Source organism: Pseudoalteromonas sp. MTN2-4, from assembly GCF_042848605.1.
Taxonomy (GTDB): Bacteria; Pseudomonadota; Gammaproteobacteria; order Enterobacterales; family Alteromonadaceae; genus Pseudoalteromonas.
Window position 1 is genome coordinate 106,466 of the sequence record NZ_BTGK01000007.1, and the last position, 16,560, is coordinate 123,025.

The following is a 16,560-nucleotide window of genomic DNA, read 5'->3' on the forward strand; positions in this document are numbered from 1 at the left end:
CTATAGTGCTCAGTTTTATTTGCTTGAGTTTGTATATTCTCGCTGCCTAACACTTTGATCAAAGCGGCCAATAGCTGCTGGTTGTTCATAGTCTTCTCCATTTTAATGACTTAACGGTCCTGCAATATTCAAAACGTATAAGGCTGTCATCACTAAGGCGCCTGACGCCAAAACATAATATAAGGTTGGCACAATTGTGCGTCTGAGTGTGGCCCCTTCTTGACCCAATAAGCCAACTGTTGCACTTGCCGCGACCACATTATGAATCGCAATCATGTTATGTTATCTGCTGCATCTCCCACTGCTTGTGCTGAGATAATTAGTGCTGGTGATAGCCCTAAACTCATTGCCGCTTCAAACTGAAATTGGCTAAACATCATATTTGATACGGTATTAGACAATGCATTAAAGGCACCTAGTGCACCAATGGTTGGACTTACAAGGGGGAAAGCCTCACCAAACCAAGTGGCAAACATCTGGGCACTGGCCATTGGCATACTAGGTAAATCGGATAGGTTCACACCTGAATTAATAAATAGGCGGACCATTGGCACGGTAAACATCAAAACAAAGCCAGCACTGAACACGGTTTTCGTCGATTCACCAAATGCATTTCGCACGATTTGACCTTTTTGACCCGACTGACCTTGTAAAATGAGCGCAACCAAAGCAGCAATCACCATTAATCCACCTGGCAAATATAAAGGGGCAAAAGAAGCGCTTACCCCAGTTTCACCGAGAATATTACTGCAGCTGATACTCAAACCAGTTAAAAGACCTTAAAACTCTGCAAATACACGAGAACACACTAATAGAGCCGCAACGATTAAGTAAGGCACCCAAGCCACAACGATAGACATTGAACGGCTGGGGCTGATGTTTTCAGCTTTAATCTCTAGGTTGCCTAACCACTGTTTAGGCCAAGTCTCTTTATTCGCAAAATCCCACTGTGTTTTAGGCACTAAAACCCCTATTTTAGCTGCTGTTACAACAATGATAATACTCACTAAACCACCTAGCAGCGATGGAAATTCAGAGCCGAGAAAAATACCCGTTAATGCGTAGGGTACGGTAAACGCTAAACCTGCAAATATCGCAAATGGCAAAATCTCTAGGCCTTCTTTCCAGCTTTTGCTTTGACCAAAAAAGCGTGTCAGCATCATCACCATAAACAGCGGCATGACGGTACCGACAATGGCATGAATAATTGAAACATTGGTGGTAATGAGCTGCAGATATTGCTCCCACGTCCAGCCTTGAGTCGCAAGCTGAGCAGAAATTGCTGTGGTATCTAACCCTTTATTTACACCAATGATAATAGGTGTACCCACTGCGCCAAAAGAGATGGGTGTACTTTGGATCATCATACCCATTAACACAGCCACTAGAGCAGGAAAGCCGATTGCAACCAATAATGGCGCTGCAATTGCCGCAGGCGTACCAAAGCCAGAGGCGCCTTCTATAAACGTGCCGAAACACCATGCAATCACAATTGCTTGAACACGTCTATCGGGCGAGACATGCATAAAGCCTTCACGGATGACGCCAATGGCCCCAGTATGCTTTAGCATATTCAATAAAAAATTGCGCCAAAAACTATCCACAAGATAGAGAAGGTGATCCCCAAACCTTGTAGAATTGACGCTAACACGCGATTAGTTGACATATCCCATGCAAAGAGCGCCAGTGCGGCTGTCGTTGCTAGCACCACAGGCATGGCTTTTTTCGCAGGCCAACTTAGGCCCACCAGCAGCAGAGCTGCTAATGCAATTGGCAATAAAGCCAATGCACCGAGTATTAATTCGTTCATATTACTTTCTCTTGTTGTCTAATTTTTATTGTTTTACTTACCCACAACGTGCTTATTGATGATTTATATAATTATTTGCACTTAACCAAAGCTCAGGTTGATTAAGCATCGAGTAAACAAAATTTATAGAAATGTACAACTCTGTTAACTATCAATATATATTCATTAAAGAGAATATTTTTTTCCTTTTTTGACATAATCAATATTGTTGAAAGAGGCTGTTAGGTGTATTTATGGTTAAATCTGATGATATTTTCTTGTTTGTTCAAGTCGTTGATGAAGGCTCGTTTTCTAAACTCGCTGAAAAACTAGAGATGACCAATTCTGTGGTAAGCAAGCGGATCAGCCGCTTAGAAAAAGCCTTAAATGTACAATTATTATATCGTACAACGCGCAAACTCAGCTTAACCGATGCAGGGCAAGCACTCTACGGTAAAGCGCGCTTGGCCAAACAAGCATTGCAAGATGCACAAGACACTTTTACAGGCTATGGTGATGCCGTGCGCGGTAAAATACGCGTAACTGTACCCTCCGACTCAGCCAATCTATTACTCAGTAAAGCCATTGCTGAATTTTGCCAACTCCACCCTGATGTTGAAGTTGAACTGCATGTCAGCAATCGATTGGTCAATATTCTTGATGAAGGCTTTGATTTAGCCATCAGAACCGCTTTTCTTGAAGACTCTTCTTTGGTCGCAAGAAGACTTATAGATTCCCAGTGGATTGTATGTGCCAGCCCCAGCTACTTAAATCAGCATGGTATTCCTCATAAACCCAATGACCTACTGAACCATGAATGTTTGATTTACAAATATGAAGGCGTTGGTCCTGACAACTGGCTCTTCCAACAAGATGGTGTAGAGGCAAACGTGCAAGTACAAGGTCGCTTTTATATCAATAGCCTTGCGGCCATTCGCGATGCTGCCGCAACTAATTTTGGTATTGCTTATTTACCTCGTGCACTGGTTCATGATGATTTAATGTCAGGCAGGTTGGTTTCTTTGCTAGCCGATTACACGGCAAAAGAGCTTGGCGTGTATGCGGTCTATCCAAAATCGCGCCAGCCAGACAAAAAGCTTAACCTGCTCGTCGAGCATTTGCGTGACGCGTATTTAGCAAAAAAAGAGTATCTTTGTTAAATAAAGATACTCTTTTTATTTAAAACAAATTTATAAAACTCTCGCTTAAGAGTTGCGCTTAGAAATTACGCTGAAAACTTTTAATTAAAACCTTTAGTTAGAACTTTAGCTTAGCACTGAATTGTAAGTAATTTGAATCAATGCTCTGCATGCCTTCATCGTCAACACTAAAGTTACCTAGCTCAACCCCTAAATCTAAGTATTCGTTGTAGCTGGTGATCAAGTTCACGCCAAAATGACTGCGCTTGCGCTCAAGCACATCTGTTAAGGCACTGCCGTAAAACACCGATGAACGTAACTTTGGCGTCCACAAGTGTCTATATGCAATCGCATAGGCCACCGTACTTTAAACTTCGGCTGCTTGCTTACCCTCTGCGGTGACTATGTCAGGAGTAATGCCCGCAGCAACATAACGCCCAACATCTCCGCTGGTTACCTGAAAACGTAAATCATCTTTGCCAACAGTGTTAATTCTTGCCGCGATGTTAAATGCTGTCGCCGTTTTATCTAGACCGCCTTGATCCAGTTTGCCATTAAACCAATGTGGGGGTTGAACTACGTATTCCACGAAAAATTTAGCCTGCCGCAACTTGATGCGCACATAAATATGGGTAGTAGCACCAGCTCAATTGGTGACTACTTCACAAATATGCTCGACCCAACCATGAACTGGGACGACGTAGCAGAAATGGTGAAGTTTTGGGATGGCCAGTTCTGCCTAAAAGGTATTATGACTGTTGAAGATGCAAAACATGCTGTTGATATTGGCTGTACGGGTATTGTGATCTCCAATCATGGCGGTCGCCAACTCGATGGCGCTCGCAGCTCATTCGATCAATTGGCTGAAATCGTCGATGCCGTCGGAGATAAAATTGATGTACTTTTCGACAGCGGCATTCAACACGGCACCCATGTTTTAAAAGCGCTTTCTCTGGGCGCAAAAGCCGTGGGCATTGGTCGTATGTATTTATACCCGCTAGCTGCTGGTCAGCCAGGTGTTGAGCGTGCACTCGGTCTCATGCAAGAAGAGCTCATTAGAGATATGCGCCTAATGGGGTGTAAGTCTATTTCTGAGCTTTCCCGGAAAAAATTTAAGATTTAGGTAGTTTCAAAATATAAGTAAAAATATGTGAATTAGCACAAAAACTAAATAATCGACTTTCTTTGCTGTATTCAAAATCAAAATAAGTATAATGTATACAAAATTCACATTGAGCATTTGGATACTTGAAGCAATGAAAGCAAAAATAATAACCGCGGTTCTATCGCTTGCCGTGCTTGCAGGCTGTCAAACTACAGAGCAACCAGCCGCTGTCGTAGATTACAGTAAAGTAAAGCTGGCATATGGCAATGTCGTTAAAGAAGGTGAAGTCTATATTCCAGCTTGGAAACGCAATGAAGCGAAAATCAACCAAGTGCTTGCAAATCAGCATTTCTGCGCTGATAACTTGGTTTTACGCTTCCAAGCCATGTCGCAGCAAAACATTGAAGATTCTTGTAAATTACTGCTAGAAACAGAAAAGCGTTTTCACACTCTATTCAATACGCGTGGCAAGCCGCTGCTGCATGACAACAATGATGTGTTGCGCGCCAATATTTACGCCAGTCGTGATGATTACGTACAGTATGTGACAGAGCATTTTGACGTACCGTCTAACAATGGCGGCATGTACCTCGAAGGCTTACCGCATTTAGAAGACAACAGTGCCGAGTATGTGGCGTATTTGAAAAAAGGCACTGTATGGAACTTAAACCATGAGTTCGTGCACTATTTAGATGGTCGTTTTAATACTTATGGTGATTACTGCGCGCCGCCTCATGATAATCATTATGGTCCTGAATACTGTCCAGAACCCGCTGCTGAGCCACCTTATTTAATTTGGTGGGGCGAAGGGCTAGGTGAATATGTTGCTCACATGAACAATAACCCGCGTGCACTTGCGTTGGCCGGCGAGAAAACCTATCAATTGAGCGAATTGTTTTATAACAACAGCGCAAACTGGAATACCGATCGCATCTATCGCTGGGGCTACTTAGCAGTACGTTATATGATGGAAAAACAACGCGATAAAGTCGAAGATATGCTATTTCATGTGCGTCGCGGCGATTACCCGCGCTATCAAAAAATCGTAAAAAATTGGGGTACCAGCATGGACGCTGACTTTCATGCTTGGTTAGATACGGTCGCAACCAAATAAGCTAACGCAGTGCTCTGCAAAAGCTTGGTTAACGCCTATTGATCCAAGTAATACTTTTCAGTGTCGATCTAATAAGGTGCAGTATGCCTAGGTCTCTACTCCGCACCTTATTTTGCTTATCTGCATAAGCCTCCACAACACTTAGCCTTTTCACTCATTGTTTACATTTCATCACATTCCAAATTCTTTACATTCTTTCACCCAACAATTGAAATGTGAGATAATTTATTTTGTAAAAACAACATAAAAGACAAATAATGAAAAAATATTTACTCACTCCTCTTGCTGCAGCATTAACACTCACTTTAACGGCATGTGGCGGCGGTTCATCTGGTGAAGATACTCCTTCTGAAGGCACAGGTAGCGGCGGCGTGACTGCACCACTACAAAAAATATCTTTAGAAGCCTACACTTACTCTTGTCAAACCGAGACACCTTATTCAACCGACATCGTTTTTCATAACGAAGCAGGTAAGCCTGTAGGCACAGCCAAAACAAATGCTGAAGGTGTGTTTTCAGGTGAAGTACCAAAAGACACGAAACACGTTTCAGTATTAGGTGATGAATTTGAAATTACTGATGGTGAGTATAAGAAAATTCGCACCGTTTTAGATATAGAAAATAGAACTGATTTAGGTAAGTTTACTTTCTATCGTGCTCAAAATGATTGCGGCTGTGAAACTTACACACTAGACACCAGTGAACTTTCGTATGTGCAATCAGGTTACTCACTCTACTCTGGTTATTTTAGCCCTACTCCAGACACTGTAAAGGTATGTACTGATGAAGACATTTACTTTTCTGTTGTCGCAAACGATTTAAATGAAGCTAAGGCAACGATCACAGCCTTACCAACAGATACAAAAACAATCAAGCTCACTGATGCTGATTTTACCCACCAAGGTGTCTGGGTAGACCATCAAGTCAGCGCAGGAACTGAGTACATTACGACTGCTGGATATTTCGAAGAAATACACGCATTTAAATTCTATCAATCTAGACAAGTCGAACAACTTACACCTGTATTTATTTTCCCGACATTAACAGAGCATAACTTCTACCGACAATACTTTGATGAGTATAGCTATGTGGGCGATGTAAACGTTCGCATGAGAAGCCAAGCTCGCAGTAGAATAAAAAATGATGGCACATTTGAACTTACTGAGTTACCTGTCATATCACCCGATCTAAGCGCTGATATTATATCGTTTGCTAATGCCAGCGACTTAAGTTATGACTTCAGCTCAGTCGATAACAGACTGACAAGTGTATATATTGACTTCAGCTTTTTAGTTGATGATGTGGCTGAAACTCGCTTTGATATGAGTATCCGAGGTTATATTGAAGGTCAAGTGCCTGATTTATCTTTTGGCGATGTGTTTCCAGAACCTAACGGAAATGCCACTCTTGAACAGTTGGATATCTTTTTATACGGTTATGCAGGAAACCCAACTGATAAGAAAAGTGTAGATGGATTACTTGAAGAAATTGCACAAGGTAAGCACCTTACAAAAGATAAATTTAGTAATTACGTATATATAGATTTAGGTGCAGCACTAGACTAAGCATCTTATAAAGGCCACATTAGTGGCCTTTTACTTCTCTCCTTTCAAGTAATACACTGCTCAGAGCTTTTATTCTTCAAATAACAATAAACCATGAGTAAATATTACGACCCTATTAGCGCACAATACTGCCAAAACCAAGCCTTCGCCCCAAGTTATTGGGCCAGTACCCAATCATTGCCTGAATTACTGCCAGCTATCACGTCTGACACAAATTGCGATGTCGTTATCATTGGCGGCGGTTTTAGCGGTTTACTTACCGCCTATTACTTAGCAACTGAACATCAAAAAGAGTGTATATTGCTTGAAGCGAATCAAGTAGGTTTTGGTGCCAGCGCGCGTAATGCCGGGTTTGTGCTTAAAGGCTCAGGACGTTTGAGCTACCCGCAAATGGCAAATAAATGGGGCATGGATGTTTGCCAAGGGATTTATGGCGAATTTACAGAAGCGGTGCAACGAGTAGAAGATCTCATTCAAAGCCAACAGATCAAGTGTGACCCGCAACCAAAAGGCTATCTAAAAATAGCGCATAATCAGCAGGCCTTTACAGGCCTTAAGGCGCAAGCAGAGTTTTTACAAAAGCACCTTTCGAGTGATGCTGAATTTTTGTCTACTGATGAATTAGAAGCGAACTATATGCACAACCAACAAGCCTATGGTGCAATGCGTTTGCCCGATGGATTTGGTATTCATCCACTAAAGCTTGTGCTGGGTTATAAAAAAATGGCCATGGAAGCTGGCGTTAAAATATATGAGAATACACTAGCAAGCGATATTAATGACACCGGTAGCCATGTGACCCTTAAAGCCAATGGCTTTAATATTAAAGCCAAAAAGTTGGTGATCTCCGGGAACGCCTATAACAGTAAGGTCACTTCGCCAGTTATTAATAACCGCTATCTACCTATTCTCAGTAGCATAATGGTGACAAACCCACTTACTCAAGACCAACTTCAAAGCTCAGGGTTAAAAACCCACCAAGTGACGATGGATACTAGAACGCTTAAATACTATTACCGTTTATTGCCCGATAGCCGGTTGTTGTTTGGCGGCCGTGGCGCTATTTTTGCCAAAGATCAAAATAAACCAACCTACTTAAACAACCTAAAGAAAGGCCTCGCTGATTGCTTCCCGACCCTCAGCAACATAAGTCACGACTATTATTGGCATGGCTATATTGCAGCTGCGCTCGATGATATGCCTCACGTCACTGTGCAAGGCAATATTGGCTATACGCTTGGGTATTGCGGTGCAGGCGTCTCTTTTAGTGCACAAGCTGCTTACCGACTAGCGCAGCAAATCGCGGGAATCACAGTGCCAAACTTACCTTTGTATCGAACACCGCTGCCTTATTTACCCTTTCCAAGCCTCAGACGCTTCGGGCAATGGGGATATTATCAATACGCTCAATTAAAAGATAAGCTTGGTTAGCATATAAATTCTTGTGTCAGTCTGTGGCTTTACAAAAGACTGACAGTTTGTGCACATTTACTGCACAATTGAGACCTACAGTTAATTCATAATCGAAACGACACTTTACCTATAGGAGTGATTGTGATGAAACTAACCAATCTCATAACACCTAAGTATCTTCTTCTATTCGCAACTACTTTCACACTGTTTGGTTGCGGTAGTTCTGACAGCAATAATGAAATTATAGCTGACACCTCATCTGCTAGTGACGACACGAGTAGTAACTCTACACAAGGTGACTCTAATAGCTCTACAGGCTCTGATAACAGCACTTCTTCCAATAACGACACAGACAATGGTACTGCGTCTATAAATGGCTCTACCGACGGCGTACTATGTGATTATTATTACAACGGATACAACAATTCAGACTCAGTCCAAGCCACCAGCAACGCGCAGTGGTCATGTGATGGCAGTAATCGAACCTTAACGGCCAATGGCCTACCGGATCATGCTACCGGGCAATTCCCCAATGCTAATAACCCCAATGAAATCAGCGAGCAAAACGTCTCTGTAACTTACACACTTACGCCCAATGAAAGCACAACGGCAAGCACTTTAGGTGGACCTCACGGGGCTACCGGGTATATTCTCAATGGCGTCAAGATTGACGCCAATACTGCAGGCACCTGTGATGATTCGGGTAATAACTGCAGCCTAATTGGCAATGAAGGCGATTGGCATATTGAAGCGCTGGGACAAACCAGTTTCAACTTTGGCACTGACGACAACAACGCACATGTGCAACCTGGCGGTGCTTACCATTATCATGGTATGCCAGAGGGGTTTATAGCACTTAGAGGCGGCAATAACACAAACATGACTTTAATTGGCTGGGCGGCTGACGGTTTTCCCATTTATGCAAGATATGGCTTTAGTGAAGCTGACAACGCTAGCTCACCAATAAAAATAATCACAGGCAGCTATCAGTTGATTGAAAATATCAGCATCAATCGTCCATCCGTTGAAATCTATCCACTCGGTACCTTTTCGGAAGATTGGGAATTTGTAGCAGGCTCAGGTGACCTAGACGAATGTAATGGCCGCTTTGGTGTGACACCTGAATTCCCTGAAGGTATTTATCATTACTACGCCACAGATTCGTATCCATATTTTCAGCGCTGTGTAAAAGGCGAACTATAAAAGAGGCTAAATATGACTATGAAACTCAGATTGTGCTTTGCACTCATTGGAATTTTACTGGGCGCTTTTAGTGATAACACCCAAGCTCATTTGATGGCACCTAACAAAGGCACGTTGAATTTCGATCAATCTGGTGGGTATTTAGTTTTGTCTTTGCCAATATCAGCTTTCACTGACTTTGATAAGAACAGCGACAAAGCACTTTCCTTAAAAGAAATAAAGTCTCAGCAAAAAGCAATGATTCAATACATTACAGGCTCAGTATATATAAAGAGTAATAACCAAAAAACGTTTTTGAGCGGTGCGATGCTAGCCCCACAGCGAAGTCATGATCTGAACAACAACCAAATAGAGCAAATTGTTGTGATTGGTAAATTCTTAACCTCTTATGATCATGACATTTCTATACATACATCACTGCTGAATAGCTTAACGCAAAATGAAAATTTAACCATTACTACAACAGTAAAAGGTAGCAACTCAAAGCAAATATTCACGCTCGATAATATATACTCATCACACTCATTCGGAGAGTAAAAAAACTATTTTTTAACTTTTTATTTGCATTTCACTATCCTAGTGCCGCAGTAAAGAAGCTTGATTAATACAAGGAGACTAAGATGAAAATTAAGCTACAAAAGAAAACTATAAAACAGCTAAGCAAAGATGCAAAAACAATCGCGCATAACCAAACCCCTCAAGTTGCGGGCGGTACTGCAACAAAAGGCGCTTGTTACTCGTTAGGTTGTGATACCGCTGCTTTCTTGGGTTGTCCAACTGGACGAAACTGTTATTCGGCAATAAATGAAATCTGCATGCCTGATTACTAAGTTATAAGGGAAACCTATGGTTTCCCTTAATAATGACCGAATTACCTATATTTAGAATTCAACGCATCTTGTTCTGTAAATATAGGATAACCTTCAGGTTTAAAACGGTTTAAGTTATATAAAAAACGACTGTCTTTTACAGGCAAAGTTGCTGAACCATAGTCATACTGATTCAGCTTATCTCGAAGTCCCTGATTATCAATCCCGTCCCCCTGCATTTCGTACCAACTAACAATTGGGGGAGTTACAAAGCGATTGTATGCCGTTTCTGCAATTTCATTGCTTTTGGCAAAGCGAAGCGCATGAGTCAAAATGCCATCTTTGTGATAAACAATTTTTAAATGGCCATTTTCCATTGGCAGTTCCGATACAGGCTTAGTAAATAAATCGCCATGCGCACTGTAACTACCATGAGTAACTAACCCATTTTTGGTCCATACCGCAGCATACTCCCAATCGTGGCGATGCCCTCCTCCAAAATATGGAAATACCTGGTCTTTTTTGAAGTAAAGTGCATAAAAATGCGCGCAGTACTGCCCACTTTGTGTATCTTTACACGCATAACGATGTACGGTATTTGAGGTATTTAGAAACCAAATTTCTCGACAGTTACCGCCCAAACTACCTGTTGTTTTCAAACCTGCATTTTGCTGTCCAGTTCGACTTATGCCTGCACTTGGCAAACACCCATCACCATCAAAATCGAAAATAGGCTCTGTGCCATTGATAATATATGAAGCAGGCAATGCTTGATCTAAAGCAGTAAAGTCATTTGCCTTGAGGTTGGTTGAATTTAAAGCACAGGCCATAGAAAGGCTTACGCTTAGTAACTGAAATATAGTTCGTGTTGTCATATTTATTATCCTTAAATAAACCCAAAATAAAAATACAACACTTACGTTACATTTAAAATTATTCCTTTAATGCCGAAATCGACGTACAAACCTTAATATTATTGAGTTTTACATCTACATACTTATGCCTAAAACACCCCAATGTAAAATAAATGTTATAAAAAAATTGACGTTATAAAGCGATTACTCTATTTTATCGCTACACCTAGATGGGTGTTGTAAACAACATAGACACGGATTATTTCAAGGAAACCTTATGAATCACTTAATTAAAACAGCCTTAATGGGCTCATTATTAGCAAGCTTTTCCAGTTTTTCAGTTGATCTTGTAAAAACCACTAATACGCTCTCTCCACACCCTGAGCTCGACATGATTGATCAGTTCAATCATAGCGCAATGCAAGTTACTGACATAAAACGCGTATTGGCAAGCAATGTCGCGAAAGACTTAACCTCACAAAATAAGCATTGGTTAAACATGCTTAATAAAAGTCACACTGCAAAATTAAGTACTCTACATTTAACTCAAGATAACCAGCAGTTGATGAGAACTGCCAATGCTCGCACACGTTCTCTAAAAGGTTTGGAGCAACAAAGCTCTAACCTATATCAACTTAGACTTGCCTCTGATGAAATGCTTGAGCAGTGGAAAGACGGTCAAAAACCGCTTATTGCATTTGCACCTAAAGGCGATGATAAAGATTGGATATACATTGAAGCATTTGACGCTCAGGGCAATGTACATCTTTTAGATGCGCATACAATGCCTTCTCAACCTGTTCTGATCTTAGAATTAGATAGCAAACAAGTTAAAAAAGAAGGCCTTGCTGTTATGCAGTCTATTTTTAAGCAAGCACGTAGTCACAATGTTGCGGGCTTTATGGCGCAGCAAACAGTGCAAACGTCAGCTATCTCAACATCAAAGCTCGATCGAATTCGTTTGAATGATGATGAAGAGCCTTGGATCTCTGGAAAAGCGGAAGTCTATGCGGTTGTAACAGGTGTTAGCCCTTCACGCGATGAGCCGGTATTAGACATTGTGGATATGCCTTACCTAGATTATGACGGTACCGATTACACGCCTAATCAAATTCTAATTCATTGGGAACGCTACCGTTGGCAGGCGGCTGATGTATTATTGATGGAACAGGATGACAACACGAACTATCAAGAATTAGCGACGACGTTTTTAGATATTGTTACACAGGTGATGCGTGCAATTCCTGATCCTAATGTACAAGGCTATGCCATCATTCCACAGTTGACCAACCAACTTATTAAGGCAATGCCAAGCCACTGGTTCAGCAATGATGATGACTATGTTGATGTATTCTACACCCTTTTTGAAGGGCAAAAGTACAGTAATCACATGGGCGCGAGTAACAACGCCAAAATCACTTTATCACCGCTTACTATTAATCCAAGAAGTGTCGATATAAAAGCAGACAGATAAGCTCCCTGCTCTAACTGTTGGAAACGAACAAAGGCTTTGCTTCTAAAAAGCAAAGCCTTTTTTAAGATTTAATTACTGAAAAACCACTTCTGTTAACTATGCTGATAACATTTAAATGGTTTGGCTGTTTTACGATTAATGATTTGAACTTGGTCATGTTCAAGACCGACTAAGCTTGGCTTTATAGCTTGCTCAAAACGCTTTGATGCGGATTCTATTCTTCTAGCTTCTTGCTCAATTGCACGAATATCTGCTTCATGACTGCGTACAATTTTCTCTATCTTACGCGCTACTTCTTTGTGCTCACGCAGTTTTTGCTTATCAATCTTTAAGATATTTTCGTCTTCGTATTTAAAATCGTTCGATAAAGTCTCTAATTGGGCATGATATTCAGCCAATTCTTCATCCATATCTCTGACTGGCTTCTCCAGTAACGTCATTTTATTTTCTATATTTTGAAATGCTTTATATGCAGACACCTGAGTCGGCGACATAGCAATGTCTTTAACTATTTCACAGTCTTTAAATACTTGAATTCGATAATCTGAGTTACTGACTTTATCGGGTGTGGCATTCGCTGCCACACAAGCGGTTAATACGGCACTGCTGATAATTGAAATAATGGCTTTAATTTTCATAACACTAACCTTTGTCCTGTTGAGTTAATTCTGTTTCACTGTTTAAAAGGTTAGTCGCAGCAACTTTACATATAGTTTGAAAATATTTCGTGTTTATACAAAAAAGCACAGCGTCATCGCTGTGCTTTTATAAAATAACCACTGAGTAATTATGAAACTTACTTCTTTACCCACTTACCATTTACTTTTACAAAGTGGCCTTTGGCTGTTTTTTGCAATGCTTTTTTACCTGCCTGCTTTTCGACCTGTGCCAAAGAAATACCATGTTTTTTTGCTAACTGCTGATACTTTGCTTTGCGCTTTGCATTAATAGCATCTACCACTTTTTTTGCTTCAGCAGTGTTTTTTACCGCAGCCAAATAACCAGAAGCGGTTTCACCTACAATGCCTTGTGATTTAGCTGTACCAAGATCTAAAGCGAATGCTGAAAAGACAAAACTCAATGCCATAACTGGTAATAAAAATACGCTCTTTTTCATAATTATCTCCTTAGAATAACTCGCTATCGTCGCTAAATAGGTCATCTAGCTCTTTATCTACTTTCACACGGATCTCATGATCCACTTTTACATTTAAATTAATGGTGATTGGCTCTTTCGTTTCTACCTGTACTTTGTGCGTACATCCCATTAGCACTAATGCACTGAATAATGCAGCGATCAACTTCATGGTCTTCCCCTATTGAGTTAAAGCTTTTTCAACTTGTTGACTGATTTCATCATTCAATCGTAACGCCTTAAATAAGGTGTAAATGTTTTCATGATGCGTGTAATTAAAATTTACTGGCTGTGCTTGGCTCTTATTTTCACCTTTAATATTCACACCCAATGTTAACCAACCGTCTTCTGTTAATGCCACATCACTGTGCAGCGTATCTATATCTAAATTATCCAGTAAACCAATCACCGTCTTCAATTGCGGCTGTTGCGCTTTGAGTGCATTTACTGATGCATTTTCTGACACACTCAACAAGCCCGCTCCTAAATTGTAGAGTTTACCTTCTGTGATACTCACTTTGCCATCGCGCACTTCAATAGGCAACTCGCCCGATACACGCCCTGTAAGCGTTACGCCGGCTTCACGTCCCGCTTTAGCTAAAATTGCCAAATCTAAGTTTTCAACTTTTGCTTCAATGCGTTGTAGTTCTGTCGTCAACTTGACTTTATCTGCTTTAAGTTCACCATCAAATGCCTCTGCGGTCATATCGCTTAACCAAGCAATGCCACTTTCAGCTTGTAAATTAGCTTCAATATTCGTCAAAACCGCACCTGAACGAAACTCGCCAATAGTGACTTTAGTTTTAGGTATATTAATCAAACCTGAATTGAGTTGGCCCGACACTTTTCCTGCTGCACCATTAATATAATGCGTATCAATTAATGCAGAGGCGTTAAACTGCAAATCAAAATCAATGTCTTGCGTTTTTAAATCACCACTTGCAACAACGTTGGTGCTACCCGTTTCTATTTTTAATTTTGGCGCTATTTGCTCAAATATTGGCTGTAAAACCGTTAAGTCCTGCTCAATCATGACTAACTCAAATGGCATCTTAGTGTCAGAAACTTCATGGCGAAACGACAGGTTCATATCGAGCAAATTAATATCGTGGTCAAAACTCATAGCCTTTTTAAAATCGCCTTGAGACTCAATGTTGATATCTTCAATTAATAAAGCCGAATTTGCAGCAGCATCTAAGTGTGTTTTAGCTGTTAAGACAGCGCTATTAATTAGCTCATTCAGCTTGCCATTAAGCTGAAGAGTTTGCTGCAAGCCTTGAATTTGATTGTCTGCGTGTTTTAAGCCTTTCAACTGCCAATCTAGTTCTAATTGAAGATCATTTTCTACTAAGTCTGATTGCCAGTGTGCTTTAAAACCTTTGCCTTGTAATGGTGATTGGTTCATTGAATACTTTAAAGAATCAAATGAAAGTGCCCCTTTACCTGTGACTTTTAAATGTTCTGAAAACTCACCAGTCATGTCAGCACGCATCGTTAACAGTGGTAAACTGACACTTTCCCCTGTGACTTCTAAAAGCTCGAGTTGGTTATTTACTTCAAACTCAATGACTTGGTTAATTGTACCCGCAGCGGACAGCGTCGAATTAAAGCGGGCTTTGCCAAACTCAATCGGCAATGGTGTTTGTTGAGCTGTAAATTGGTTAGCTAATAGCTCGGGGAAATTTGCGTGCTTACCCTCTAATGTTAAGTTCGTATTAAACTGCTTTTGCTTAAGTTCAAACGCGCCAGAAACATCCCATTTTCCAAGTGCCTTACTTTGATGAGTAAACTGTAATTGCGACTTAACTGCTTCGGCACTAATACCTAGGTTGAGATCAGTGAGTTCTAAGCGATTAAAATACTCATTGACTACTTTGACATGTTTTGTGGAGATCTGGCCATCTTTAAAATAAAGCTTATTAGGCAACAGCAACGATATAGTCTCAGCAAGCAAGTCTTCTGCAGACAGACTTTTTGGCAAGTATGATTGTACAATCGAATTACAGGCCTCTGTATGTATGTTATTTTCCAGCCCACTCAAATCAACTTCAGCCGATTGCTGAGTTAAATCAAGCTCACCTGACAAAGTACCACTTATGTTTGCTGTCACGGCACAGTCGTTATGTACGCTCTGAGCTGATAACGCAAGTTTGCTGCTAAATCTCAGTTGAGTGCCATCAAAATCAGCATTCACAGCCCCACTTAAAGACGTTATCTGCTGTGGTTTAAAAACCTCCATTAATTTGTTGCCTGAAGCGAACTCATCGATTCTTATTTTGTCTGTATATACAGATAACTGAGCTGTTAAATCCCCAGAAATAGAAAAGTGGTTTAACCCAATCTCTTTTACACTAAGAGAAATTGATGTGTTTAAAGGTTTTCCCGACACCTCCAATTGCTTAATTGTCAGCAATGGACGCTTTATAGGTAATGGCAGTTTTAGCTTTTGAAATGTGGGCTCTGATGAGGGTTTGCTAGATTCTTTTAAAACAATTTTCATCTGCCCGATCTCAACATCAGCCAAAGACAGGTTGGCATCAATAAGTTGAATTGTGGCAGCGGGGTGCTCAATACAAGCTTTGTTTAACTTAATTGTATCTACACTCGACAGTGACCAATCAAGGCAAGAGAGTTTAATATCTGCATCTTTCAACTTAGGCCCTGCAATATTTACAACCAGCGCATTCCTAAAGCTATAGATACAAACAAAGGCAACTAGTAAAAATACAGTTACCCAAAGCAATCCCTTCTTAAACATATCACCCTAAATTCTATCAATTAAACGTCGTTATTTTACCTGTTTTAAATGCGTTTGCATTAGCAAAAATGTAATGAGTTGTAGCTGATACAAATAATACAGACTTTACATTTATTAACAGTTTTACCCCATTCAGGTTCTATACATAGGAATGAATTTCATTTACGATTTTCTAAAGTTTTGATTTAAATAATAATGAGCA

17 protein-coding genes and 1 pseudogene are annotated in these 16,560 nt (G+C 40.6%); 9 read left to right on the forward strand and 9 right to left on the reverse strand.

The window, feature by feature from the left end; genetic code table 11:
* Positions 1-102 precede the first annotated feature (102 nt).
* Positions 103-276, reverse strand: coding sequence for an L-lactate permease (locus ACGHEH_RS15930; RefSeq protein ID WP_390447203.1), 174 nt, complete (start codon positions 274-276; stop codon positions 103-105).
* Positions 273-1,810: pseudogene (locus ACGHEH_RS15935) on the reverse strand (L-lactate permease). Before ACGHEH_RS15935 ends, ACGHEH_RS15930 begins: the two are co-directional and overlap by 4 nt.
* Before the next feature lie 233 nt (positions 1,811-2,043).
* Here ACGHEH_RS15935 and ACGHEH_RS15940 point away from each other — a divergent pair.
* Positions 2,044-2,949: a LysR family transcriptional regulator gene (locus tag ACGHEH_RS15940; protein WP_390447206.1), complete on the forward strand. Its 906-nt coding sequence runs from the start codon at positions 2,044-2,046 to the stop codon at positions 2,947-2,949.
* A 97-nt stretch (positions 2,950-3,046) separates the two neighbouring features.
* Here ACGHEH_RS15940 and ACGHEH_RS15945 read toward each other — a convergent pair whose 3' ends face one another.
* Both ACGHEH_RS15945 and ACGHEH_RS15950 read right to left on the reverse strand, forming a co-directional pair.
* Positions 3,047-3,289, reverse strand: coding sequence for a hypothetical protein (locus tag ACGHEH_RS15945; protein ID WP_390447209.1), 243 nt, complete (start codon positions 3,287-3,289; stop codon positions 3,047-3,049).
* Positions 3,290-3,295: 6 nt separating this feature from the next.
* Positions 3,296-3,517, reverse strand: a complete 222-nt coding sequence (locus ACGHEH_RS15950) for a hypothetical protein (protein WP_390447212.1) — start codon at positions 3,515-3,517, stop codon at positions 3,296-3,298.
* On the opposite strand from ACGHEH_RS15950, the gene ACGHEH_RS15955 reads away from it, so the two are divergent.
* The 7 genes from ACGHEH_RS15955 to ACGHEH_RS15985 all read left to right on the forward strand — a co-directional run bounded on the left by ACGHEH_RS15955 (position 3,491) and on the right by ACGHEH_RS15985 (position 10,158).
* The gene (locus ACGHEH_RS15955; RefSeq protein WP_390447215.1) at positions 3,491-4,051 is read left to right on the forward strand and encodes an alpha-hydroxy acid oxidase; all 561 of its coding nucleotides are present in this window, start codon (positions 3,491-3,493) and stop codon (positions 4,049-4,051) included. The two genes, ACGHEH_RS15950 and ACGHEH_RS15955, sit on opposite strands and share 27 nt — an antisense overlap.
* A 133-nt stretch (positions 4,052-4,184) precedes the next feature.
* Positions 4,185-5,147 (forward strand): collagenase, encoded by a 963-nt coding sequence (locus ACGHEH_RS15960; protein WP_390447218.1) that lies wholly within the window; start codon positions 4,185-4,187, stop codon positions 5,145-5,147.
* A gap of 257 nt (positions 5,148-5,404) precedes the next feature.
* Entirely contained in the window at positions 5,405-6,712 is a 1,308-nt protein-coding gene (locus tag ACGHEH_RS15965) for a hypothetical protein (protein ID WP_390447221.1), read from the forward strand.
* Between the two features lie 93 nt (positions 6,713-6,805).
* Positions 6,806-8,143, forward strand: a complete 1,338-nt coding sequence (locus tag ACGHEH_RS15970) for an NAD(P)/FAD-dependent oxidoreductase (RefSeq protein ID WP_390447223.1) — start codon at positions 6,806-6,808, stop codon at positions 8,141-8,143.
* A 126-nt stretch (positions 8,144-8,269) separates the two neighbouring features.
* Entirely contained in the window at positions 8,270-9,328 is a 1,059-nt protein-coding gene (locus tag ACGHEH_RS15975) for a YHYH protein (RefSeq protein WP_390447417.1), read from the forward strand.
* 12 nt (positions 9,329-9,340) lie between these two features.
* Complete coding sequence (locus ACGHEH_RS15980; RefSeq protein ID WP_390447225.1) at positions 9,341-9,865, forward strand: hypothetical protein; 525 nt, start codon at positions 9,341-9,343, stop codon at positions 9,863-9,865.
* Between the two features lie 83 nt (positions 9,866-9,948).
* Positions 9,949-10,158 carry a hypothetical protein gene (locus tag ACGHEH_RS15985; protein WP_390447227.1) on the forward strand — a complete coding sequence of 70 codons (210 nt, stop codon included), beginning with the start codon at positions 9,949-9,951 and terminating at the stop codon, positions 10,156-10,158.
* A gap of 41 nt (positions 10,159-10,199) precedes the next feature.
* Here ACGHEH_RS15985 and ACGHEH_RS15990 read toward each other — a convergent pair whose 3' ends face one another.
* A complete protein-coding gene (locus tag ACGHEH_RS15990) occupies positions 10,200-11,012 on the reverse strand; it encodes an NPP1 family protein (protein ID WP_390447229.1) in 813 nt (270 codons plus the stop codon).
* Positions 11,013-11,268: 256 nt separating this feature from the next.
* On the opposite strand from ACGHEH_RS15990, the gene ACGHEH_RS15995 reads away from it, so the two are divergent.
* Positions 11,269-12,465 (forward strand): DUF3103 family protein, encoded by a 1,197-nt coding sequence (locus ACGHEH_RS15995; protein ID WP_390447232.1) that lies wholly within the window; start codon positions 11,269-11,271, stop codon positions 12,463-12,465.
* 92 nt (positions 12,466-12,557) lie between these two features.
* On the opposite strand, the gene ACGHEH_RS16000 is transcribed toward ACGHEH_RS15995, so the two are convergent.
* The 4 genes from ACGHEH_RS16000 to ACGHEH_RS16015 all read right to left on the reverse strand — a co-directional run bounded on the left by ACGHEH_RS16000 (position 12,558) and on the right by ACGHEH_RS16015 (position 16,358).
* On the reverse strand, positions 12,558-13,103 hold the full coding sequence (locus ACGHEH_RS16000; protein ID WP_390447235.1) for a hypothetical protein: 546 nt from the start codon (positions 13,101-13,103) through the stop codon (positions 12,558-12,560).
* Positions 13,104-13,261: 158 nt separating this feature from the next.
* A complete protein-coding gene (locus tag ACGHEH_RS16005; RefSeq protein WP_390447242.1) occupies positions 13,262-13,582 on the reverse strand; it encodes a YdbL family protein in 321 nt (106 codons plus the stop codon).
* 10 nt (positions 13,583-13,592) lie between these two features.
* Complete coding sequence (locus ACGHEH_RS16010) at positions 13,593-13,772, reverse strand: YnbE family lipoprotein (protein ID WP_130257290.1); 180 nt, start codon at positions 13,770-13,772, stop codon at positions 13,593-13,595.
* A gap of 9 nt (positions 13,773-13,781) precedes the next feature.
* The gene (locus ACGHEH_RS16015) at positions 13,782-16,358 is read right to left on the reverse strand and encodes a YdbH domain-containing protein (RefSeq protein ID WP_390447246.1); all 2,577 of its coding nucleotides are present in this window, start codon (positions 16,356-16,358) and stop codon (positions 13,782-13,784) included.
* Positions 16,359-16,560 lie beyond the last annotated feature (202 nt).